The organism is Devosia sp., assembly GCF_039927955.1.
GTDB lineage: Bacteria > Pseudomonadota > Alphaproteobacteria > Rhizobiales > Devosiaceae > Devosia.
The window spans coordinates 1-21,029 of sequence record NZ_JBDSUA010000041.1 but is presented as its reverse complement, the minus strand read 5'-3'; the positions used below and the strand labels follow the sequence as shown (position 1 = coordinate 21,029).

At 62.0% G+C, this 21,029-nt stretch carries 17 protein-coding genes; 3 read left to right on the top strand and 14 right to left on the bottom strand.

Features of this window, described 5'->3' with window-relative positions; genetic code table 11:
* Positions 1-6 precede the first annotated feature (6 nt).
* The 7 genes from ABIT12_RS11255 to ABIT12_RS11225 all read right to left on the bottom strand — a co-directional run bounded on the left by ABIT12_RS11255 (position 7) and on the right by ABIT12_RS11225 (position 8,317).
* The gene (locus tag ABIT12_RS11255) at positions 7-1,677 is read right to left on the bottom strand and encodes an alpha-glucosidase family protein (RefSeq protein WP_348042747.1); all 1,671 of its coding nucleotides are present in this window, start codon (positions 1,675-1,677) and stop codon (positions 7-9) included.
* 222 nt (positions 1,678-1,899) lie between these two features.
* Entirely contained in the window at positions 1,900-3,216 is a 1,317-nt protein-coding gene (locus ABIT12_RS11250) for a GH1 family beta-glucosidase (protein WP_348042746.1), read from the bottom strand.
* 124 nt (positions 3,217-3,340) lie between these two features.
* Positions 3,341-4,420 (bottom strand): Mrp/NBP35 family ATP-binding protein, encoded by a 1,080-nt coding sequence (locus ABIT12_RS11245; RefSeq protein ID WP_348042745.1) that lies wholly within the window; start codon positions 4,418-4,420, stop codon positions 3,341-3,343.
* Positions 4,421-4,605: 185 nt separating this feature from the next.
* Positions 4,606-5,259: a fructose-6-phosphate aldolase gene (fsa, locus tag ABIT12_RS11240; RefSeq protein ID WP_348042744.1), complete on the bottom strand. Its 654-nt coding sequence runs from the start codon at positions 5,257-5,259 to the stop codon at positions 4,606-4,608.
* An 83-nt stretch (positions 5,260-5,342) separates the two neighbouring features.
* Positions 5,343-6,527: an amino acid aminotransferase gene (locus tag ABIT12_RS11235; protein ID WP_348042743.1), complete on the bottom strand. Its 1,185-nt coding sequence runs from the start codon at positions 6,525-6,527 to the stop codon at positions 5,343-5,345.
* Positions 6,528-6,614: 87 nt separating this feature from the next.
* Complete coding sequence (locus ABIT12_RS11230) at positions 6,615-7,559, bottom strand: electron transfer flavoprotein subunit alpha/FixB family protein (RefSeq protein WP_348042742.1); 945 nt, start codon at positions 7,557-7,559, stop codon at positions 6,615-6,617.
* Positions 7,559-8,317, bottom strand: a complete 759-nt coding sequence (locus tag ABIT12_RS11225) for an electron transfer flavoprotein subunit beta/FixA family protein (RefSeq protein ID WP_348042741.1) — start codon at positions 8,315-8,317, stop codon at positions 7,559-7,561. Before ABIT12_RS11225 ends, ABIT12_RS11230 begins: the two co-directional genes overlap by 1 nt.
* 184 nt (positions 8,318-8,501) lie before the next feature.
* On the opposite strand from ABIT12_RS11225, the gene ABIT12_RS11220 reads away from it, so the two are divergent.
* Together ABIT12_RS11220 and ABIT12_RS11215 are read left to right on the top strand one after the other, a co-directional pair.
* On the top strand, positions 8,502-9,671 hold the full coding sequence (locus ABIT12_RS11220; RefSeq protein ID WP_348042740.1) for a M20 aminoacylase family protein: 1,170 nt from the start codon (positions 8,502-8,504) through the stop codon (positions 9,669-9,671).
* A complete protein-coding gene (locus ABIT12_RS11215; protein WP_348042739.1) occupies positions 9,668-10,723 on the top strand; it encodes an AbrB family transcriptional regulator in 1,056 nt (351 codons plus the stop codon). Before ABIT12_RS11220 ends, ABIT12_RS11215 begins: the two co-directional genes overlap by 4 nt.
* 198 nt (positions 10,724-10,921) lie before the next feature.
* Here ABIT12_RS11215 and ABIT12_RS11210 read toward each other — a convergent pair whose 3' ends face one another.
* The 4 genes from ABIT12_RS11210 to ABIT12_RS11195 form a co-directional block, all read right to left on the bottom strand.
* Complete coding sequence (locus tag ABIT12_RS11210) at positions 10,922-12,559, bottom strand: alpha-glucosidase family protein (protein ID WP_348042738.1); 1,638 nt, start codon at positions 12,557-12,559, stop codon at positions 10,922-10,924.
* A gap of 281 nt (positions 12,560-12,840) precedes the next feature.
* Positions 12,841-13,650: a transglutaminase domain-containing protein gene (locus ABIT12_RS11205; protein WP_348042737.1), complete on the bottom strand. Its 810-nt coding sequence runs from the start codon at positions 13,648-13,650 to the stop codon at positions 12,841-12,843.
* Positions 13,651-13,827: 177 nt separating this feature from the next.
* A complete protein-coding gene (locus ABIT12_RS11200) occupies positions 13,828-14,772 on the bottom strand; it encodes an alpha-E domain-containing protein (RefSeq protein ID WP_348042736.1) in 945 nt (314 codons plus the stop codon).
* A 184-nt stretch (positions 14,773-14,956) separates the two neighbouring features.
* Positions 14,957-16,378 carry a circularly permuted type 2 ATP-grasp protein gene (locus ABIT12_RS11195; RefSeq protein ID WP_348042735.1) on the bottom strand — a complete coding sequence of 474 codons (1,422 nt, stop codon included), beginning with the start codon at positions 16,376-16,378 and terminating at the stop codon, positions 14,957-14,959.
* A gap of 179 nt (positions 16,379-16,557) precedes the next feature.
* Between ABIT12_RS11195 and ABIT12_RS11190 the strand changes: the two genes are divergently transcribed.
* The gene (locus tag ABIT12_RS11190; RefSeq protein WP_348042734.1) at positions 16,558-17,487 is read left to right on the top strand and encodes a 2-hydroxyacid dehydrogenase; all 930 of its coding nucleotides are present in this window, start codon (positions 16,558-16,560) and stop codon (positions 17,485-17,487) included.
* 143 nt (positions 17,488-17,630) lie between these two features.
* Here ABIT12_RS11190 and ABIT12_RS11185 read toward each other — a convergent pair whose 3' ends face one another.
* The 3 genes from ABIT12_RS11185 to ABIT12_RS11175 are packed head-to-tail and all read right to left on the bottom strand — an operon-like array spanning position 17,631 to position 20,969.
* Entirely contained in the window at positions 17,631-19,193 is a 1,563-nt protein-coding gene (locus tag ABIT12_RS11185) for an ABC transporter ATP-binding protein (RefSeq protein ID WP_348042733.1), read from the bottom strand.
* Positions 19,180-20,019: an ABC transporter permease gene (locus ABIT12_RS11180; protein WP_348042732.1), complete on the bottom strand. Its 840-nt coding sequence runs from the start codon at positions 20,017-20,019 to the stop codon at positions 19,180-19,182. The genes ABIT12_RS11185 and ABIT12_RS11180 overlap by 14 nt, the downstream gene beginning before the upstream one ends.
* On the bottom strand, positions 20,016-20,969 hold the full coding sequence (locus tag ABIT12_RS11175) for an ABC transporter permease (RefSeq protein ID WP_348042731.1): 954 nt from the start codon (positions 20,967-20,969) through the stop codon (positions 20,016-20,018). The genes ABIT12_RS11180 and ABIT12_RS11175 overlap by 4 nt, the downstream gene beginning before the upstream one ends.
* Positions 20,970-21,029 lie beyond the last annotated feature (60 nt).

Here is a 21,029-nt window from a genome sequence, read left to right as displayed (position 1 = left end):
TCCCGCTCAGACCACCTTGCCGATATAAGCCTCCAGCGGCCCCAGCTTGATCACGCCGTCAGTCGGCACCGCCGTAACACCCGGCGCATCCACCCCACTCAGCACCATCCCAGCCGGCACTGAAAACACCGCCTCCGATACGTCCATGTTGAATACGCACAGCAATATCTCCCCGGCATCGGCGCGGGTGAACGCCAATACGGTTTCTGGCGCCTCGATCAGCCTCAGGTCGCCCTTGCTCAGTGCGGGATGGTTTTTGCGGAAAGCCAGATTGGCACGGTAATAATGCAGCACGCTGTCATTGGCCGCTTCCTGCTGATCAACGGCCTTGAGCACATGATCGGCCGGTACTGGCAGCCAGGATTTGGTGGCGGCCGAGAACCCCGCCAGATGCGCCTGCGCCTGCCAGACCATTGGTGTACGGCAGCCGTCGCGGCCCTTGAACTCGGGCCAGAACTCGATGCCATAGGGATCGACCAGGTCTTCGAACGCCAGTTGCGCCTCAGTCAGGCCCAGCTCTTCGCCCTGATACAGACACACTGAACCCTGCATCGACAGCAGCAGCGTCGCCGCCAGCCGTGTAAACGCCGCTTCCTGTCCATGCTGGGACCAGCGGCTGACATGGCGGACCACATCGTGATTGGAAAATGCCAGGCAAATCCAGCCGTCCGGCGCTTTGGCCTGCGTGGTCTGGATCGCTTGCTTGAAGTGGCTGGCCGAGAATTCGCCGCCCAGATAATCGAAGGTATAGGCCATGTGCAGCCGTTTTTCGCCCGACGTGTACTGCGCCATGATCTCCAGCTGGTGCTGGCTGTCGCCGATCTCACCCACCGTCGTGGTGCCGGGAAACTCATCCATCAGCGCCCGGATGCGTTCGAGAAACACCAGGTTTTCCGGGCGCGATTTGTCGTAGATATGCTCCTGGAAATTATACGGGTTCACCGCCGGCGCCGTCGAAGCATTGAAATCCTCGGCCTTCACCACCGGGTTGGATTCAAGCCCCAGCGAACAGAAATAAAAGTTCACCGTATCGAGCCGGAAACCGTCCACTCCACGTCCCAGCCAGAACCGCATATCGTCCAGCAGCGCATCCTGCACATCGCGATTGTGAAAGTTCAGGTCCGGCTGCGACACCAGGAAATTGTGCATGTAATACTGCATCCGCCGGCCATCCCAGCTCCAGGCCGAGCCGCCAAAGATCGACAGCCAGTTATTGGGCGGCGTGCCATCGGGATTGGGATCGGCCCACACATACCAGTCGTTCTTCGCATTGGTGCGGTTCTGCCGGCTTTCGGCAAACCAGGCATGCTTGTCGGAGGAATGGGAAATCACCTGATCGATGATCACCTTGAGACCCAGCGAATGGGCCTTTTTCAGCAGATTGTCGAAGTCTTCCAGCGTGCCGAACGACGGATCGATATTGCGGTAGTCCGACACGTCATAGCCAAAATCCTTCATCGGCGAGGTGAACACCGGCGACAGCCAGATCGCGTCCACGCCGAGATCTGCCACATAGTCCAGCCGGCTGACAATCCCCGCCAGATCGCCAACGCCGTCGCCGTTCTGATCCTGATAGGAGCGGGGATAGATCTGGTAAATCACCGCCCCGCGCCACCAATCCTTGTCCATCGGGGCATCAGGGCTGGTCTTGGCTTGGGTCATCATTGCAGAGGTCATGAGCAGCTCCAGTGCGGGTCACTGCACATACCATTGCCCGCGCCGGGCGACAAAGCCAATGGCGCGTGACGACTGCGGATTTTTCGCAGGAACCCAAGCAACAGTCAGGTCTCCCTCCCCCTTGTGGGGAGGGGACAGGGGTGGGGGTGAGTTGGCCCCACCAGACCCACGAGAAGTCCGAACTAAACAGTCTCCCCCAGGAGGGAGAAAAAACACAACAGCCTACTTCGAATTATGCAGCATGCCCTGAAACGCCCGATAGCTCGATTTCGGCGTGCGTTCCTGCGTGTTGTAGTCGACATGCACGATACCGAAGCGCTTGGCATAGCCCTCGGCCCATTCGAAATTGTCGAGCAGCGACCACGCGAAATAGCCGCGCACGTCTGCCTCCTGCGCCCGCGCATTCAACACGGCCTTGAGGTGTTCCTCATAATAGGACACGCGGCGCGGATCATTGTCGCCTTCCACTTCCGCCATGCCGTTCTCGGTCACGTAGATCGGCAGCTTGGTGTATTCCCTGGAGACGCGCACCAGCAGTTCTTCCAGCCCCTTGGGATAGATTTCCCAGCCGCTTTCGGTCTTTTCCAGCGGGCCCTTGACCTGGCTGATCGGAAAGCCGTTGACCGACGCGTCGTGCTGATAAAGCCCGCGCGTGTAATAGTTGATCCCGACCCAGTCGAGCGGTCGAGACACGGTTTCCATGTCGCGCTGCCAGTTGTCGGGCATATGCGGACCGAGCACCTTGATCAGCTCTTCGGGATATTCGCCCTTGAACACCCCGCCCAGATACCAGCGGTTGAACAGCGCATCCCCGATATTGGCCGCTGCAATGTCTTCCGGCTTGTCGGTGGCTGCTTCAGACTTCTCGAGGTTGAGCACGATCCCGAGGTTCTTCACCCCTTCGGCGCGCAGCGCGTCGATAGCGGTGCCATGCGCGAACAACACATGATGCATGGCGCGCGCGGCAGCGCGGATATCGCGATAGCCCGGCGCGTGCACGCCAAGGAAATGGCTGAGGAACGCCACGCACCACGGCTCGTTGATCGTTGCCGTTGCAGCAAGCCGGTCGCCGAACTTCTTGCCAACCAGCGACGCATAATCGCCCAGCCAGCCGGCGATATCGCGGTTCATCCAGCCGCCCTGATCCTGCAATGCCGAGGGCAGGTCCCAGTGGTAAAGCGTGCCATAAGGCTTGATGCCGCGCTCCAGCATGCCGTCGATCAGCCGATCATAATAATCGACGCCTGCCTGGTTGACTGCACCAGTGCCGCCGGGGATCAGCCGTGGCCAGGCAAATGAAAACCGGTACGCGTCAAAGCCTCCATCGCGGATCAGGTCCAGATCCTGCGGCCAGCGATTGTAATGATCGCAGGCCACCGAGCCCTCATCGGCGTTGATGACATTGCCCGGCGTCTTGGCGAAGCTGTCCCAGATGCAGGGGCCGCGGCCATCTGTCTGTCCACCCTCGATCTGGTAGGCGGCCGTGGCCACGCCAAAGGTGAAATCCGGACCGAAGTCCTTGCGCTCGATGGAAAACATTGCCCCTCCGCAATCCCGGCAGATTTGTGCCTGGGTAAACTGACTGGCAAGGCAAATAGCTGATCCGATGCATTTATGCAATCGATTGCATAAATGCCGATAACGTTCACGGGCCGAGCATTGGCTAGTCGCGCAGTCCCGGCGTTGAGGCCAAAATCTTTCGGACGATAGCGCGGAATGCCTCCGCTTCGGCGCCTGATGGATTGGAGGCCATTACCGGTCTGCCGCTGTCGGAGGTTTCGCGGATCGCCATCACCAGTGGCACGGCGCCCAGGAATTCCATCTTCAACGCCGCTGCTGCCGCTTCTGCGCCGCCATGACCGAAGATATCGTAGCGCTTGCCGGTATCGGGGGCGATGAAATAGCTCATGTTCTCGACCAGCCCCAGCAGCGGCACATTGAGCCGGCGCAGCATGTCGATGGCCTTCTTGGCATCGATCAGCGCCAGGTCCTGCGGCGTCGAGACGATCACCACGCCATCCACTTCCGCCTGCTGGAACAGCGAAATATGGATATCGCCGGTGCCCGGGGGCAGATCGATGACCAGCACGTCCAGCCCGCCCCAGTCGGTCTCGCGCAGCAATTGCCGCAGCGCCGAGGTTGCCATCGGCCCGCGCCAGACCACTGCCTGGTCCGGCGTCAGCATCGAGCCGATCGACATCGCCTTCAGCCCAAAGGCCTCATGTGGCGAAAAAATCCCGTCATCGCGGATCGCCGGCTTCCCCTCGATGCCCAGCAGCTTGGGAATCGACGGCCCGTAAAGATCGGCATCAAGAACACCGACCCGCAATCCCTCGGCCTGCAACGCCAGCGCGATATTGACTGCCGTGGTCGATTTCCCCACGCCGCCCTTGCCCGAACCAACAGCGATAATGTGCTTGACGCCGGCCACGGTCGTCTTGCCGGCCGGAACCGGTTTGCCATGCGAAAAGGTTGGAGCAGCCTGCGCCGGCGCTTTGCCACCGGTCAGCGATACCATCACCTTGCGCGCGCCCGCCACCCGCTGGGTCGCCTGTTGTGCCGCGTCCCGGGCCGGGCCAAAAGCGGCCTCCATGCCGGGCGCCACCGCAATGGCAAATGCCACCGCAGAGGGCGTCACAATGATTTCGGAAAGGCCAGCATACCCTGACAGGTCCCCGCCGCCGGGAATCTCAACGGCAGCCAGCGCAGCTTTGATCGCAGCAGCAAGTTCGGTATCGGCCATGGTAGCGCCTCTCAAGTTGCGCCGGTGGCACGGTCTTCCCTCTCCCCTTGAGGGAGAGGGACAGAAATTCTGCGTTCAGCAGAATTTCAGGGTGAGGGGTTTTCTCCGCATGCACGACGGCACGCAAGAGACCCTTCATCCGCCCTTCGGGCACCTTCTCCCGCAAGGGGAGAAGGAAGAAAGCTCTACAGGATCGACTGACCCGTAGCTTTCCAGTCCTTCACGAAGCCTTCGATGCCCGCATTGGTCAACGGATGGTTGGCCAGCTTGCGGATCACGTCAGGCGGAATGGTCGCGACGTCCGAACCGGCCAGTGCAACCTGGGTCACGTGGTTCGGCGAACGGATCGAGGCCGACAGGATCTGGGTTTCGAAATTGTAGTTGTCATAGATCTGGCGGATGTTTTCGATCAGCTCGACGCCATCGAGGTTGATGTCATCCAGGCGCCCGAGGAACGGCGAGATATAGGTCGCGCCGACCTTGGCAGCGAGCAGCGCCTGATTGGCCGAAAAGCACAGCGTGACGTTGGTCTTGATGCCTTTGTCGAAGAAGTACTTGGTGGCCTTGAGGCCATTCAGCGTCAGCGGCAGCTTGATCACGACGTTGGAGGCGATCTTGGCGAGATGCTCGCCTTCGGCAACCATGCCTTCATATTCCAGCGACGCCACTTCGGCCGAAACCGGGCCGGGCACCAGCGCGCAGATCTCGGCGATGACTTCCTTGAAGTCGCGGCCGGATTTGGCGATCAGCGATGGGTTGGTGGTCACCCCGTCGAGCAGGCCGGTTGCATAGAGCTCACGGATATCCTTGATTTCCGCCGTATCCACGAAGAACTTCATCACTTCCTCCAATAATTCTGTGTCGCCCGTTTGGGCAAATGTGTCACACGCCGGCGCTGTGCCGCAAGCGCGTTAGGACCGCTTTAGCCGATTGCCGCAATGAACGCGTCAGCCAGGTCGCCCACCCGATCTTCCGGGATACCCGCGACATTGATGCGACTGTCACCAATCATATAGATGCCGTTGGCGGCTTTTACATGTTCCACGAAGCTGTTTGGCAGCCCGAGCAGGGAAAACATGCCGCGATGGGCGGCGATGAAGTCGAAATTCTTCGAATTTGACTTCGCCCGGATCGCATCCGCCAGCTTTTCGCGCAGCCGGATCATCCGGTTCCGCATAGCGTTCAGCTCGGTTTCCCACTCGGCGCGCAGGTCCTTGTCCTCAAGGATGACGCGGATGATTTCCGCACCATGATCGGGTGGCTGCGAATAGCTGGAGCGGATGACGTTGAGCAACTGGCTCTGGGCGATATCGGCCTGCGCCGCATCGCGCGCGATCAGGATCGCCGCGCCGATGCGTTCGCGATACAGCCCGAAATTCTTCGAGCCGGAAAACGCCACCAGCGCTTCGGGAACCGCAGCCACGATCTTGCGGGTGCCATAGGCATCTTCCAGCAGCCCATCGCCAAAGCCCAGATAGGCCAGGTCGATGAACGGCAGCGCCCCGGTTTTGGCAAGGCTTGCCGCCACCTGGTCCCACTGCGCATTGGTCAGGTTGGCGCCGGTCGGGTTGTGGCAACACCCATGCAGCAGCACCACGTCGTCCTTGGTCAGCTTGTCGAGCGCCGCCAGCATTTCGGCGAACTTCACGCCCCGCGTGGTGGTGTCGAAATAGGGGTAGGTCGCAACCTTCAGCCCGGCGTTTTCAGCGATCGGCTTGTGGTTCGGCCAGGTCGGATCGGACACCCAGATCGTCGCCCCCGGACGCGCCCGGTTGACGAGCTGCATCAACACCCACAGCGATCCCGTGCCGCCCGGCGCCTGTGCCACGCGCACCCGGCTGCGGTCAACCGCGTCAGCCAGCGACAGGTCGAGAATGGCGCTGCCAAACCCCTTGTTGCCGCCAATGCCCAGATAGGTCTTGGTCTTGCCGGCAGCCAGAATCCGCGCCTCGGCTTTTTTCACCGATGACATGATCGGGGTGGTGCCCGCCTCGTCCTTATAGACGCCGACGCCAAGGTCGATCTTGTCAGTGCGGGTATCGGCAGCAAATTCGCCCATCAGGGCCAGAATCTTGTCGCCAGGAGCCTGGGTCAGCGTCTCGAACAATTTGGTGGTTCCGAGGTGAGTTTGGGATGCGCCGCCCTTATAGGCGAGATGGCCGAATTTGCAATTGGTAGAAGGCGTGATGCCCGCTTACAGCGTCACCCCAACCCTATCCAGCTCGGCAATCAGCGCCGGAATCGTCGTAAACAGATCGCCGATCAGCGCCACGTCCGCCAGCTTGACCAGCGGCGCCTCCGCATCGGTATTGATCGCCACGATCTTCTTGGCGCCCTGGATGCCAGCCAGATGCTGCAGCGCTCCGGAAATGCCGATAGCGATATAGAGGTCCGGCGCAATGATCTTGCCGGTCTGCCCCACCTGCCAGTCATTGGGCGCATAACCGGCATCAACCGCAGCCCGGGTCGCTCCGACCGCCGCATTCAGCCGCCGCGCCAACTGCTCGATCAGCGTGAAGCCCTCGGACGAACCGACCGCGATACCGCCACCAACCACGATCTGCGCCGTCGCCAGGTCCGGCACGTCGCTTTGCGTCCGATGCGCCGCCACCAGCTGTGCCACCTGCGTCACCGTACCGTGGGTCAACGGCTCAACACTTGCCGAACCGCCACTCGCCACCGGCTTGAACGCCGACGCCCGTATGGTCAAAACCTGTCGGACCTGGTTCGACGTCACCGTCTCAATCGCATTGCCGGCATAGATCGGTCGGTCGAACCGGTTGGCGCCACGCACCGCCACCACGTCGGTAATCGGCTGGATATCGAGCTTTGCCGCCAGCCGCGGAAACACATCGCGGCCAACCGTTCCCGCCGAGGTCACGATATGGCTGTAGCAACTCGCAAGACCCACCAGCACCGGCACCAGTGCCTCTGCGGACTGGCTGTTGAAGCCCACGTCCTGCGCAACGATCACCTTGGCAATGCCGTTCAGCGCCGCCGCCTGTGTCACAACCTGATCGACCCCTTCACCCAGCACCAGCACGTCAACCGCACCAAGTCCTGCAATAGCATTCACCACCCGCGCCGTTGCCGGCGACAGCGTCCCCAGATCGTGATCGGCAAGCACCAGAACAGCCATCACAACGCTTCCATGCCGGAAATCTCTGCTGCGATGGCACCGGCCAGTTCACTAACGCTGCCTACGGTCCGACCAGCGACCCGCTCAGGTGGCGGGCTGACTTTTTCGACCACCAGACGCGGCGTCAGATCGACGCCAAACTCTGCGGCAGAGCGCACCGCCAGCGGCTTCTGCCGCGCCTTCATTACCATCGGCAGCGCCGCATTGCGCGGCGTGTTCAACCGCAAGTCCGCCGTGACAATCGCGGGCAGGGGAATGGCAATCGTCGCCCGGCCGTAATCCACTTCTCGCGTTACCGACAGTGTGCCACCCTCCAGCTTGATCTCCGAGGCAAACGTCGCCTGCGGCAGATCGGTCAACCCCGCCAGCATCTGGCCGACATGGTTGCTGTCATCGTCCACCGCCTGCTTGCCCAGCAGCACCAGATCGGGCGCCTCTTCCGCCACCACTTTGGCCAGCAGCTTGGCAATGGTCAGCGTTTCCAGCGCCGCGTCCGTTTCGATCAAAATCCCGCGATGCGCGCCCATCGCCAATGCGGTCAGGATCACATCATTTGCCGCCTTCGGCCCGATCGAAACCACGACGATTTCGTCTGCCTGTCCGGCCTCGGCCAGTTGCACGGCAGCTTCCACCGCATGCTTGCAGAACGGGTTCATCGACATCCGTACGCCGGTGGTTTCCACGCCCGTCCCGTCGGGCCGCACCCGGATGCGCACATTGTGGTCGACGACCCGCTTGACGGCGACGAGGATTTTCATGGGCTGGAACTCTCCGGCAAACTGTGCCGGTGGTTTGGCAAATCCCGCTCGCAATCACAAGGCAAGCTATTAAAAATTTGGCCTTCGCAAAGCGGCTTTGAGAGAAAACCCTGCCGCAGCGCTGTTGACGCGGGCGGCCATGGCGGCGACATTGCAGCCAAGCCTAGGCAATTCCGGAAGTTTTATGCCCGTATTGAACCGCATCGCCGATTTTCACGCCGAAATCGCTGGCTGGCGACAGGATTTCCACGCCCATCCTGAAATCCTGTTCGCGGTGGAACGCACCGCCACGCAGGTGGCCATGCTGCTGGAATCCTTTGGCTGCGACGAGATCGTTACCGGCATCGGCCGCACCGGCGTTGTTGCCATCATCAATGGCAAGACCAATACCAGTGGCCGTACCATCGGCCTGCGCGCCGATATGGACGCGCTGCCGATGAGTGAAAAAACCGGCCTGCCTTACGCCAGCACCAAAGCCGGCATGATGCACGCCTGCGGCCATGACGGGCACATGTCGATGCTGCTGGGCGCCGCCAAATACCTTGCCGAAACCCGCAATTTCGATGGCCGCATCGCGCTGATCTTCCAGCCCGCCGAAGAGGGCGGCGGCGGCGGCCGCGAGATGGTGCAGGATGGGCTGATGGAGCGGTTCGGCATTGCCGAGGTCTATGGCATGCACAACTGGCCCGGCATGCCGATTGGCCAATTCGGCATTCGCGATGGCGGCATCATGGCCGCGACCGATCGTTTCGCCATCGATATCGAAGGCATTGGTGGGCACGCGGCGCGGCCGCAGCAGACCATCGATCCCGTCGTAGTCGCCGCCCATTTGATCGTCGCCCTGCAGACCATCGTCTCACGCAACATCGATCCGCTCAAAAGCGCTGTGCTGTCGGTAACCATCGTCGAAGCCGGCGAGGCCGACAACGTCATCGCCCGCACCGCGCGCCTGCAGGGCACCGTGCGCACGCTCGATGAAGCCGTGCAGGATCAGATCATCGCCCGGATGGAGCAATTTATCCCTGCCTTTGCCGCCAGCTTCGGCGCCAGGGCGACGCTCAACTACATGCGCGGCTACCCGGTGACGCGCAACACCCCGGATCAGGCAGCGTTTGCCGCCAAAGTTGCCGGCGAAATCGTCGGTGACGATCGAGTGGACGCCGATGTGCCGCCATCGATGGGTGGCGAGGATTTCTCCTTCATGCTGATCGAACGGCCGGGCGCCTATATTTTCATCGGCAATGGCAATTCGTCCGAACTGCACACCGACGATTACGATTTCAACGACGAGAACCTGACGATCGGCGCCAGTTACTGGGTGCGGCTGGCCGAGCGCGCGCTGCCGTCCCGGTGAGCCCCGCTCGGGCAACATTGGCGACGCTGCTGACGCTTTTGCTGTCGGCGGCGGGCGGCTTCCTCGGCAATGCACTAGGCATTCCCGCCGGCTGGATCATGGGTGGCGCGCTGGCCACCAGCATTGGCGCCATGGCCGGCATTCCTGTCCTGGTCCCCACCTGGCTGCGCGACGTCGGCTTCGTCATGGTCGGCATGGCCATGGGCGCCACCGTGGCGCGCGACAGCCTGATGTTGATCCCGCGCTGGCCGGTGAGCCTGTTGGCGCTGGCGCTCGAACTGGTGATCATCATCGCCACCACCGGCTGGATGCTGCAGCGCTTCTTCAGGCTCGATCCCGGCACGGCCTATCTCAGCTCGTTTCCCGGCCACCTGTCCTTCGTCATGGGCATTGCGTCGGCCGGTGTCGGCAATGCCCGCCAGATCGCCATCATCCAGGTCATCCGCATCCTGATGCTGATCATCGTGGTACCCGTCGGCGCGCTGTTCCTGCCGATCCAGCACTTCACCCAGCCGACCGGCGTTGAACTCATCGCCCCCTGGCAATTGCTGCTGCTCGCCGCGGTCTGCACCGCGGCCGGTTTCGTCTTTCTGCGCCTCAAGGTGCCCGCCGCCTTCGTGCTCGGCGCCATGGCCGCCGCAACCCTTGCCAAACTGGGCGGCGTTTTCACCGGTGCGCTGCCCCCGCCGCTGACCATTGCCACTTATGTGATGACCGGCGCCCTCACCGGTTCACGTTTCGCCGGCATCAGCCGCAGCGAATTCGCCAAGGCGGCCCTGGGCGGCATCATCGCCACCGGCATGACCGTGTGTATCGTTACCGCCATTGCCTACGCCGTGAGCCAGTTGGTCGCCATGCCCTTCGGCCAGATCTGGCTCGGCCTGTCCCCCGGCGCCCTCGAAGGCATGGGCGCCCTCGGCGTCGCCATGGGCTACGACACGGCGTTCATTGCGGCGCATCACGTTATCAGGTTGCTGATGTTGAGCTTGGCGATCCCGGCGGTTGTTGTGGCAATCCGGCGGCGAGAATTGCGCTTGGACTTAGACCGATAGAACCCCTCATCAGCCCGGAGCCTGCCCTCGGGCGCGACCACCAGCCCACCCTCGCCCCTTGTGGGACTTGGAGGTGGTGGCGTAGCCACAAAACGCTCCAGTGGAGCGGTTTGAACCGAACAAGGACAGATTTTCTGCGTTCAGCAGAAAATCAGGGTGAGGGGTTCCCTCCGCACCCACTGCCTCAAAGGCCAGCGCCTAAAACTTGACCCGCGCCTTGCTCCCCGCCGGTATGGCGAAAAACGCATAGCCATTGGCCCCCAGCGACAGAGTCTTGCCATCCAGCGCCGCATTCCCAGACACCGTCTCCAGCGCCGCGTCCTTCAACCCGCTGAGCGCAACATCGAGATTGTCCGCCGACAGGTTGAACACGCACAGCATATCGCGGTTAGCGCCCGTACGGCGGAACGCCAGCACCGGCTCGGCGGTCTTGATGAACTCGATATCGCCATCGAGCAGTACCGAATGGTCTTTGCGCCACGCCAGAATGGTGCGGTAAAACGCCAGCGTCGAATTGGCATCGGCATTCTGGCTGGCGACGTTGAGCGCCGATTGCGGCGGCTTCACCGGCAGCCATGGACGGCCGGTGGTGAAACCATTGGGCGCGGCCCCCTCATCCCACGGAATTGGCGTCCGGCAACCGTCACGCCCCTTGTCCTCGGGCCAGAAGCGGATGCCACGCGGATCGGTCAATTCCTCGAACAACAGGTCGGTTTCAGGCAGCCCGAGTTCTTCGCCCTGATACAGGCAAACCGAACCCTTGAGCGACAGCACCAATGCCGCCGCCTGCCGCGCCAGATCGCCTTGCGACAGGCTGTGCGGCGTCCAGCGCGTCATGTGGCGCGGCACGTCGTGGTTGGAAAAACTCCAGCATGGCCAGCCATCCGGCCCAACCTTGAAGAACTGCTCGATCCGGCTGCGGAAATGCTTGGCGGTGAAATCCATCCCCAGGAAATCAAAGCCGTAACACATATGCAGCGTGTCGCCGCCCGAGGTGTACTCGGCCATCAACTGCACGGATTTATGGCTGTCGCCCACCTCACCCACCGAGGTTGTGCCCGGATATTCATTGAGCAGGCTGCGCACGCGCTTGAGGAAATCCAGGTTCTCCGGCTGGCTCTTGGAGAATTTGTGCTCCTGCATGTCATAGGGGTTCACCGCATAGGCCAGGTGCTCGCTCTTGACCTTGTTGGGCGGGTTGGAGCGCAGCTTCTTGTCGTGGAAATAGTAGTTCACGGTATCGAGCCGGAACCCGTCGATGCCGCGCTCCAGCCAGAAGCGCATCACATCGAGCACCGCCTGCTGCACTTCGCCATTGTGGAAGTTCAGGTCCGGCTGGCTGGCGAGGAAATTGTGCATGTAATACTGGCCGCGCGTCGGGTTCCATTCCCAGGCGCGTCCACCGAATACCGCCGGCCAGTTATTGGGCGGCGAGCCATCGGGCAGCGGATTGGCCCAGATATACCAATCGGCCTTGGCATTGGTGCGGTTAAGCCGCGATTCCTGGAACCACGGATGCAGGTCCGAAGTATGGCTGACCACCTGGTCCATGATCACCTTGAGGCCCCGCGCATGGGCGCGCTCCACCAGGCTGTCGAAATCATGGAGCGAGCCGAACAGCGGATCGACATCGCGATAATCGGACACGTCATAGCCCATGTCGGCCTGCGGCGAACGGGTTATAGGCGACAGCCAGATGCAATCGACCCCGAGGCTGGCAATATGGTCGAGCCGGTCGATAATGCCAGGCAGATCGCCCACGCCATCACCATTGCTGTCCTGAAACGAGCGCGGATAAACCTGATAGATAACTCCGCCGCGCCACCATTCCGTCATGTCGATCTCCTCGATTCGCTGCCCTGAGCTAACAGCACAAGTGTGACGAAGTTCCAGCGGAATAAGTGCGGAGGGGTTATGCGACACCAAACTTTCAGTCGTCCCCCCTCGCCCCTTGCGGGAGAGGGACAGACTTTTCGCGTTCAGCGAAAAGTCAGGGTGAGGGGCCGCTTCCGCATATTCGAAACCAAGGCCTCCTCCGTGAGTGAGAGTGAGGGCGTTACATTTGCTCACTCCCCTGCAAGGAGGAGGGTGCAGACTGCAATAACCCGGCGGAACCTCTACTCCGCCACGTCCACCGTCACCGCGCCCAGCTTGACGCCATCACCGGCCGGCACGCCCCGTAGCGACGTCGCATAAACCGCATCCAGCCCCACTGCCAGCCGCACATGCTGTTCGGTCGGGCAAACCTGCAACAGGCAGTCAAACCCGATCCAGCCTAGATGCTCGTCAAACGCTTCGGCCCAGGCATGAAACCCCGGCTCGTTTTCATCGGAACCCGCAACGTAGCCGGTCACATAACGCGCCGGAATATCCAGCGCCCGCGCTGCCCCGATAAAGCTGTGCGTCAGGTCCATGGCGGTGGCTGCAACAGCCTTGGCCGCACCCTGCGACTGGCTCTGCCCAGCCGCACCCTGGGTCTGCATCTGCACTGGCGCTTCTGGTGCAGCATATTGCTCGGCGACGCGCGCCATCAGCGCATGCAAAACATCGAGCCGGCTGTCCTTGGAGCCACGGAATTTGCTGTACAGCGTCACCGGCGCCTTTGTAAGTGCCGTCAAGCGCTTGTAGAGCGCCGGCACGGGTTCACCGGCAGGCCGGCCCAGCACGCCATGCCGGTCAAAAGTCTTGACCACGCCGGTAACGCTGACGCTCCATTCGCCTTCCGGCCGGGCCTGGTTGACCAGATGCACGGTATTGCCGAACGCATCGGCAAACCGCGCCGCATTGCCAATCCCGGCAGCCGAAACGCTCCAGCTTTCCACCGTCTGCGTCACCCCGCTCTGCGGCGTCAGCAACAGGTGCAGCACCGCATTGGTCGAACCGGCAGGTGGAGTGATCGAAAGCTGGTGGGTAATCGCAATACGCATGGTCAGGTCTTTATCACGCGGGCTGAGGGGGAGCGCTAGGGTGTGGTCAGATTTACGTCAGGGTGAGTCGAAAACGGTGGTTTTCGAGAACCGGAGCGGAGCGTACGTTCGTACGTGAGCACCGGAAGCGCAGAAAATCGCCGTTTGCAGACCGCCCTCACTAAATCTCACCATAGCCTAGTAGAAGTTGTAATTCTCCGAGAGGGTCTCGGTCACCTTGTTATTGCGGGCGATAAACTCGGTCAGGAAGCCGTGCAGCCCCTGGGCAAACACCTTGTCCATCGTCGTGTCCGAAACCATGGCCGAGAGCTGTACCGCCGCCTCGTGGCATTCGCCCGATGTGCCGTAGATCGCCGTCAGGTTGCCCAGCGTTTCCTCGATCATCTTGGCGCAAAAGATCAGCGAGCGCGGCATTTCCGGCCGCAGCATCAGGAAATCGGCAATGTCATGGGCCTTGTAGCGGTCGTGATAGACATGCTTGTAGCTCAGATGCGCCGACGCCGCCCGCAGGATCAGCGTCCATTGCTGGATGTCGAGATCTCCGCCCACCATCTTGGCGCGCGGCAGCAGCACATAATATTTCATGTCCAGAATGCGCGCCGTATTGTCGGCCCGCTCGACGAAATTGCCCACCTGCGAAAACGCAAACCCGTCATCGCGCAAAATGGTGCCCAGCAACGCCCCGCGGAATTCGTGGCTCAGGTGCTTCACCCATTCCAGCAGTTCCAGCAGCTTGGCCCCGCGCACGTCGCGCGGCTTGATCTGCGAAAATTCCAGCCACGCCGCGTTCAGCGTTTCCCACATATCGGTGGTGATCGCCGTGCGCACCGAGCGCGCATTGGTGCGCCCCGCCATCAGGCAGGAATACACCGAACTCGGATTGCTCGGATCGAACATCATGAAATGGGCGACCGTATCGAGGTCGGCCTGCTTGTGCTTGGCGGCGAATTCCTCGTCCACCTCGGCGGCCTTCATCATCGAAATCAGATGTTCCGAATTGCCGCCCTCGCGCCGCGAGGTCAGGCTCATCCGGTAGCCCACTTCGAGCAGCCGGGCCATGTTCTCGGCCCGCTCCACATAGCGCGACAGCCAGAACAGATTTTGTGCGGTGCGACCGAGCATTCTCACTGTTCCTGCACCATGTCAGACCGAATCCCCACCCCGGCCATCCCCACAAGGGGGAGGGAGGCTGACTTGAATCTTCCGACAAAGCTGAACTGATCGATCAGTCGACACCCTCCCCCTTGTGGGGAGGGATCAAGGGAGGGGGTGGTGCCCAGATTGAGCGAGATGGCTGTGTATGTCATCAATCTTCCAGCACCCAGGTATCTTTCGTGCCGCCGCCCTGGCTGGAATTGACCACCAGCGAACCCTTTTTCAGCGCCACGCGGGTCAGCCCGCCGGGGGTGATCCGCACTTCGTCGCCGATCAGCACATAGGGCCGCAGATCGACATGGCGCGGCACGATGCCGGCATTGACATAGGTGGGGCAGGTGGACAGCGCCAAGGTCGGCTGCACGATGTAATTGTCTGGTCGCGCGTCGATCTTCTTCTTGAACTCTTCGCGCTGCGCCTTGGTCGAGGTCGGCCCGATCAGCATGCCATAGCCACCCGATCCATGCACTTCCTTGACCACCAGTTCGTGGATATTGTCGAATACCCAGGCCCGCTGGTCGGTGTCGACACAATTATACGTCGGCACGTTCTGCAGCAGCGCCTTTTCACCGAGATAGAATTCGATGATTTCGGGCACATAGGTATAGACCGCCTTGTCGTCGGCAATCCCGGTGCCCGGCGCATTGACCAAGGTCACATTGCCGGCGCGATAGGCATCGAACAGCCCCGGTACGCCCAGCATCGAATCCGGCCTGAACGTCAGCGGATCGAGATAGTCATCATCGATCCGGCGATAGATCACATCGATCCGCTCCGGTCCCGTGGTGGTGCGGGCATAAACCTTGCCGCCATCGACAAACAGATCGGGCCCCTCGCACAGTTGGGCGCCCATCTGGTCGGCGAGGAACGAATGCTCGAAATACGCCGAGTTATAAATCCCCGGCGTCAGCACCGCGATATTGGGCGACGACTTGGAATTGGCCGGCGCCACGCTTTCCAGCGTCCGGCGCAGGTTTTCCGGATAGTTTTCAACCGGGGCAACCTTGCAGCGCTGGAACAGGTCCGGCGCCAGCTGCATCATCGCCTCGCGGTCTTCCAGCATGTAGGAAACACCCGACGGCGTGCGCAAATTGTCTTCCAGCACATAAAATTCGTCCGGCCCGACCCGCACGATGTCGACGCCGATAATGTGGGCGTAAACCCCCTTGGCCGGTTCGATGCCCATCATTTCCGGGCAAAACGCCGAATTCTGCAGGATCAGTTTTTCCGGCACCCGCCCGGCCTTCAAAATCTCTTGCCGATGGTAGATGTCATACAAAAAGGCATTGAGCGCCCGCACCCGCTGCTCGATACCCTTGGACAGCTTGCGCCATTCCATCGCTGAAATGATGCGCGGGATGACATCGAACGGAATGACCTTTTCGGTGCCTTCCTCCGAACCGTAAACCGCGAAGGTGATGCCCAGCCGGCGGAAAATCGCTTCGGCGTCCGACGACATCAGGCTCAGGGCCCGGTCAGGTTGCTCGTCCAGCCATTGGGCCAAAGCGCGATAGGGTTCACGGACAGTGCCGTCCGCATTATGCATTTCGTCAAACGGCGTTTTGTCGGCCATTATGCTCCGAAGGGTAATAGTGTTCGTCCCATCGCCCTTGCATTGCTACACGTTTGCGCGGCCACGTCCAGCCGGTCCAAAGCACAAAAGCCTGCTTTTTGTGCAGGGCTGATCGACTTGCCTAAGGGCTAGCGTTATCAGATTGAGCTGATTGACTGATTTGTTCGGGGAGACGCCGCATGCCCATCGAAATCCTGCAGACCGGCAAATTGCTGGCCTCCTGCGAAGCGGCATTGGCCGAACGCTACACCGTCCACAAGCTGCACGAAGCGGCGGACAAGGATGCGCTCATCGCCAGCGTCGCGCCCAATATCCGCGGCGTTGCCGGCGGTTCCATGCAGGCCGACCTGATGGACAAGCTGCCCAAACTCGAAATCATCGCCAATTTCGGCGTCGGCTACGACTCCATCGATACTGCCGCCGCGAAGGCCCGCAATATCCGCGTCACCAATACGCCCAATGTGCTCAATGATGCCGTGGCCGAACTTACCATCGGCCTGATGATCGCGCTGGCCCGTCGCATTCCACAGGGCGATCAGTTCGTCCGTCAGGGCAAATGGCCCGGCGCCCAGTTCGGTCTTTTCACCGAACTCACCGGCAAGACCGTCGGCATCCTCGGCCTTGGCCGCATCGGCAAGGAAATCGCCGTCCGGGCCCAGGCGATGAAAATGCGCGTCGTTTATTACGGCCGCAAGCGGCAGGTCAGGGAGCCCTTTATCTATTATTCTGACCTCACCGAAATGGCCCGCGACAGCGACTGGCTGGTCATCATCGCCCCCGGCGGCGCCGGCACCGATGGTATCGTCTCGCGTCAGGTGCTCGAAGCGCTCGGCCCCAGGGGCATGCTGGTCAACGTCGCCCGCGGCACCCTGATCGATGAACCCGCCATGGTCGAAATGCTGGCCTCCGGCGCCCTCGGCGGTGCGGCCCTCGACGTCTTCGAAAAAGAACCCCAAGTCCCCGCCGGCCTGCTTGGCCTCGACAATGTCGTGCTCTCCCCCCACCAGGGCAGCGCCACAAACCAGACCCGCGACGCCATGGGCGCTTTGGTCGTGGCTAATCTGGATGCGCATTTCGCGGGTGAACCGCTGATCAGCGCGGTGGTTTAGTTTCGACGTTTGCGCTGAGCCACTCAAAAACGCGATGTCATCCCGGCGTAGGCCGGGATCCATCTTGAAATCTCGGGATGGGCCCCGGCCTGCGCCGGGGTGACACCGAGATTGGGGCTGTTTAGGTTGCCAAATGCAGCGGTTTACCCGCTCAACTCCGGCAGGCGCGCCGCCACCAGTTCGCGGGTCAGCTTCTGCTGCGGATTGGCAAAAATCTCGCCCGGCTTGCCCTCTTCGATGATCCGTCCGGCCTCCATCACCATCACCCGGTCGGCAATGGCGCGCACCATATCGAGGTCATGGCTGATGATCAGGTAGGTCAGCCCGAAATCGGCCTGCAACCGCGCCAGCAGCGCCAGCACGTCGCCCCGCACCGACATATCCAGCGCCGATACCGGTTCATCCAGCACCAAAAGCCGTGGCTTTGTAATCAGCGCCCGGGCAATCGCCAGCCGCTGCCGTTGCCCGCCAGAAAATTCATGCGGATGCCGGCGCAGCATTGCCGCATCCAGCCCCACGGTTTCCACCGCTTCGATCAACCGATCGATACGCTGGTCCGGCGTCAGCCCCTTTTCCAGCCGCAGCGGTTCAGCGATCGATTGCTCGATGGTCAATTGCGGATCAAAGCTGCCGAACGGGTCCTGAAACACCAGCGACACATCGCGCCGCAGGCCATTGGGCAAGTCCGAGCCGTGATAGACCTGTCCCGCCAGCGTGATCTGGCCCGACGTGGCCCGGTCCAACCCGACAATGATCCGCGCCAGCGTGGTCTTGCCACAACCGGACGGGCCAACCAGCGCCAGTGATTCGGCGCTGTTGATGGCAAAGCTGACCGCATCGACGGCCCGCAATGCCTTGGCCGGAAAGAACGGTAAACCACCCTGGCGGTAGTCGCGGGTAATCCCTTCAACGCTCAGCAACGGCGACCCGATCGGCGGTCGGGCCAGCGGCCGCACCTTGAACTGCGTCGCCGCCACCAGCCTGCGCGTATAGTTCTGTCGCGGCGCTCCGAATACGCTTTGCGCCTTGCCGGTTTCCACCAGCACGCCGTCATGCATCACCGCCACCCGCGAACACAGTGTCGCCACCGCCTTCAGATCATGGCTGATGAACAGCAACGCCATCTGCCGCCGCGTACACAGCTCGGCAATCAGATCGAGCACGCGCCGCTGGGTGATCAGGTCCAGCGCCGAGGTCGGCTCATCGGCAATCAGAATGTCAGGCTTGCTGGCCAGCGCCATGGCGATCATGGCGCGCTGCCGCTGCCCGCCCGAAAGCTGGTGCGCAAAACGCCCTGCGTGCCGCGCCTCCAGCCCCACTTCCTTGAGCAGTGGCGGCACTTCGATATGGGCAACGCTGGCGGTCTGGCTCAGCTCGATGGCTTCGGCAATCTGGTCGCCGATCGGCATCAGCGGGTTGAGCGCCGTCATCGGCTCCTGAAACACCATGCCGATGCGCTTGCCGCGTAGCCGGGCCATGGCCTTTTCATTGGTTGGCAGCGGCACGCCGTCGATGCTGATGCTGCCGTCCATCGCCGCGCCTTCGGGTAATAGGCCCGTGATCGACAGCGCCGTCAGCGTCTTGCCCGAGCCGCTCTCCCCGATAATGCCGAAGCGTTCGCCGCGCTCCAGCGCAAAGCTGATATCGGCCACGGCGACATGGGGACCAAACGCCACCGACAGGTTTTTCACCTCAAGCAGTGGCATGCGGCGATCCTCGTCGTTTCAGGCGCGGATCGATCGCGTCGCGCAGCCCGTCGCCGGCAAGATTGAGAGCGATCACGATCAAAACGATGCACAGCCCCGGCACCAGGGTCAGCCACGGATGCAGTAGAAACAGGCTCTGCGCGTCGCGCAGCATCAGCCCCAGGCTGGTGGCCGGCGGCTGCGTGCCCAGCCCGATATAGCTCAGCCCGGCCTCGGCCAGAATGCCCTGCGAGAGCTGAATGGTACTCTGCACGATGATCAGGCTGGCAATATTGGGCAGCAGGTGGCGGAAGGCGACGGCCCAGTTGCCCAGCCCCGCCAGCCGGGCCGCTGCCACATAGTCCAGTGTCTTGATGCTCAGCGCGCCACCGCGCGCCACCCGCGCAAATACCGGGATGTTGAAAATCCCGATCGCCAGCACCGCATTCATCGCCCCCGGCCCGAACAGCGTTGCCGCCAGGATCGCCACCACCACCGCCGGAAAGGCAAACACGAAATCCGCCATCCGCAGCACCAGCCATTCAACCGGCCCGCCCCATGCCGCTGCCGCCAACCCCAGCGGCACGCCGATGCCGGCGCCGATCGCCACAGCCAGCGCCGCCACCACGAAACTGGTCAGCGTGCCCGCCATGATCAGCGAAACCATGTCGCGGCCCAACTGGTCGGTGCCCAGCCAGTGCGCGGCACTTGGCCATTGAAACCGCACAGCGATGTCGATACCGGCGATCGGGTAGGGCGTCCACACGATCGATGTCAGCGCCAGCACCGCAAAGGCCAGCGTGGCGCCAAGACCGATCCACAGGCTAGGGTGGCGGAACAGAATCATGGCCCGCTCCGATCCCGCAATCGCGGATCGACCAGCGCATAAAGCAGGTCCACCACCAGCATGGTCGTGGTCACCGCCACCACCAGCGCAATCACCGCGCCGCGCACCAGAATCAGGTCACGCTGCAGGATGGCAGTGAAGATCAGCTTGCCCAGGCCCGGCAGGAAAAACACGTTCTCGATAATGATCGTCCCGGCAATCATATAGGCGAACTGCAGCCCCAGAATGGTCAGCACCGGCAGCAGCGCATTGCGCACCCCATGGCGCCACACCGCCTCGCTCATGGTCATGCCCTTGGCCCGCGCGGTGCGGATAAAGTCCTGCCCCTGTACGTCCACCAGCGCCGTCCGCATCACCCGCGCCAGGATCGAGGCTTCGGGCAGGGCCAGCGCAACGCTGGGCAGGATCAGGCTGCGCAGCGCCCCGCTCGGGTCTTCGCTCCAGGCGGTAAACCCGCCCGATGGCAACCAGTGCAGCCCCACGGAAAATGCCAGCACCAGCAACATGCCGACCCAGAAATTCGGCACCGCAATGCCGGTCTGCGCCAGAACCATCAGCCCGGTATCGAGCAGCTTTCCCCGGCGCCGCGCCGCCACGATGCCAAGCGGCAGCCCCACCGCCACCGATAGCGCCATGGCAAATCCCGCCAGCGGCAGCGTCACCCGCAGCCGTTCGCCGATCAACTGCGCCACCGGCGCGTTCTGCGTATACGAAATGCCGAAGTCACCCTGCAGCATGCCGCCGATCCAGATGAACAGCCGCTGCACCGAAGGCCCATCGAGCCCCAGTTGCACGCGCAGCTTGGCCACCGCCTGCGGCGTGCCATTCACGCCCAGAATGAACTGCGCCGGATCGCCGGGCAGCAGGTCCAGCACAAAAAAGATAATCGCTGCCGCAACGAACAACGTCACGGCAAAGCCGAGCAAACGACGGAGCAGGTATCCGGTCATGCAGACAGCGCCGAAGCCAGAGCGCGCGGCTTACTCCCTCCCCACAAGGGGGAGGGAGAC

What these genes read in the sequence shown, in the direction of transcription:
- ABIT12_RS11255 (WP_348042747.1), bottom strand. Translation starts at nt 1,677, where the DNA reads ATGACCTCTGCAATGATGACCCAAGCCAAGACCAGCCCTGATGCCCCG.
- ABIT12_RS11250 (WP_348042746.1), bottom strand. Translation starts at nt 3,216, where the DNA reads ATGTTTTCCATCGAGCGCAAGGACTTCGGTCCGGATTTCACCTTTGGC.
- ABIT12_RS11245 (WP_348042745.1), bottom strand. Translation starts at nt 4,420, where the DNA reads ATGGCCGATACCGAACTTGCTGCTGCGATCAAAGCTGCGCTGGCTGCC.
- fsa (WP_348042744.1), bottom strand. Translation starts at nt 5,259, where the DNA reads ATGAAGTTCTTCGTGGATACGGCGGAAATCAAGGATATCCGTGAGCTC.
- ABIT12_RS11230 (WP_348042742.1), bottom strand. Translation starts at nt 7,559, where the DNA reads ATGGCTGTTCTGGTGCTTGCCGATCACGATCTGGGGACGCTGTCGCCG.
- ABIT12_RS11225 (WP_348042741.1), bottom strand. Translation starts at nt 8,317, where the DNA reads ATGAAAATCCTCGTCGCCGTCAAGCGGGTCGTCGACCACAATGTGCGC.
- ABIT12_RS11220 (WP_348042740.1), top strand. Translation starts at nt 8,502, where the DNA reads ATGCCCGTATTGAACCGCATCGCCGATTTTCACGCCGAAATCGCTGGC.
- ABIT12_RS11210 (WP_348042738.1), bottom strand. Translation starts at nt 12,559, where the DNA reads ATGACGGAATGGTGGCGCGGCGGAGTTATCTATCAGGTTTATCCGCGC.
- ABIT12_RS11205 (WP_348042737.1), bottom strand. Translation starts at nt 13,650, where the DNA reads ATGCGTATTGCGATTACCCACCAGCTTTCGATCACTCCACCTGCCGGT.
- ABIT12_RS11200 (WP_348042736.1), bottom strand. Translation starts at nt 14,772, where the DNA reads ATGCTCGGTCGCACCGCACAAAATCTGTTCTGGCTGTCGCGCTATGTG.
- ABIT12_RS11195 (WP_348042735.1), bottom strand. Translation starts at nt 16,378, where the DNA reads ATGGCCGACAAAACGCCGTTTGACGAAATGCATAATGCGGACGGCACT.
- ABIT12_RS11190 (WP_348042734.1), top strand. Translation starts at nt 16,558, where the DNA reads ATGCCCATCGAAATCCTGCAGACCGGCAAATTGCTGGCCTCCTGCGAA.
- ABIT12_RS11185 (WP_348042733.1), bottom strand. Translation starts at nt 19,193, where the DNA reads ATGCCACTGCTTGAGGTGAAAAACCTGTCGGTGGCGTTTGGTCCCCAT.
- ABIT12_RS11180 (WP_348042732.1), bottom strand. Translation starts at nt 20,019, where the DNA reads ATGATTCTGTTCCGCCACCCTAGCCTGTGGATCGGTCTTGGCGCCACG.
- ABIT12_RS11175 (WP_348042731.1), bottom strand. Translation starts at nt 20,969, where the DNA reads ATGACCGGATACCTGCTCCGTCGTTTGCTCGGCTTTGCCGTGACGTTG.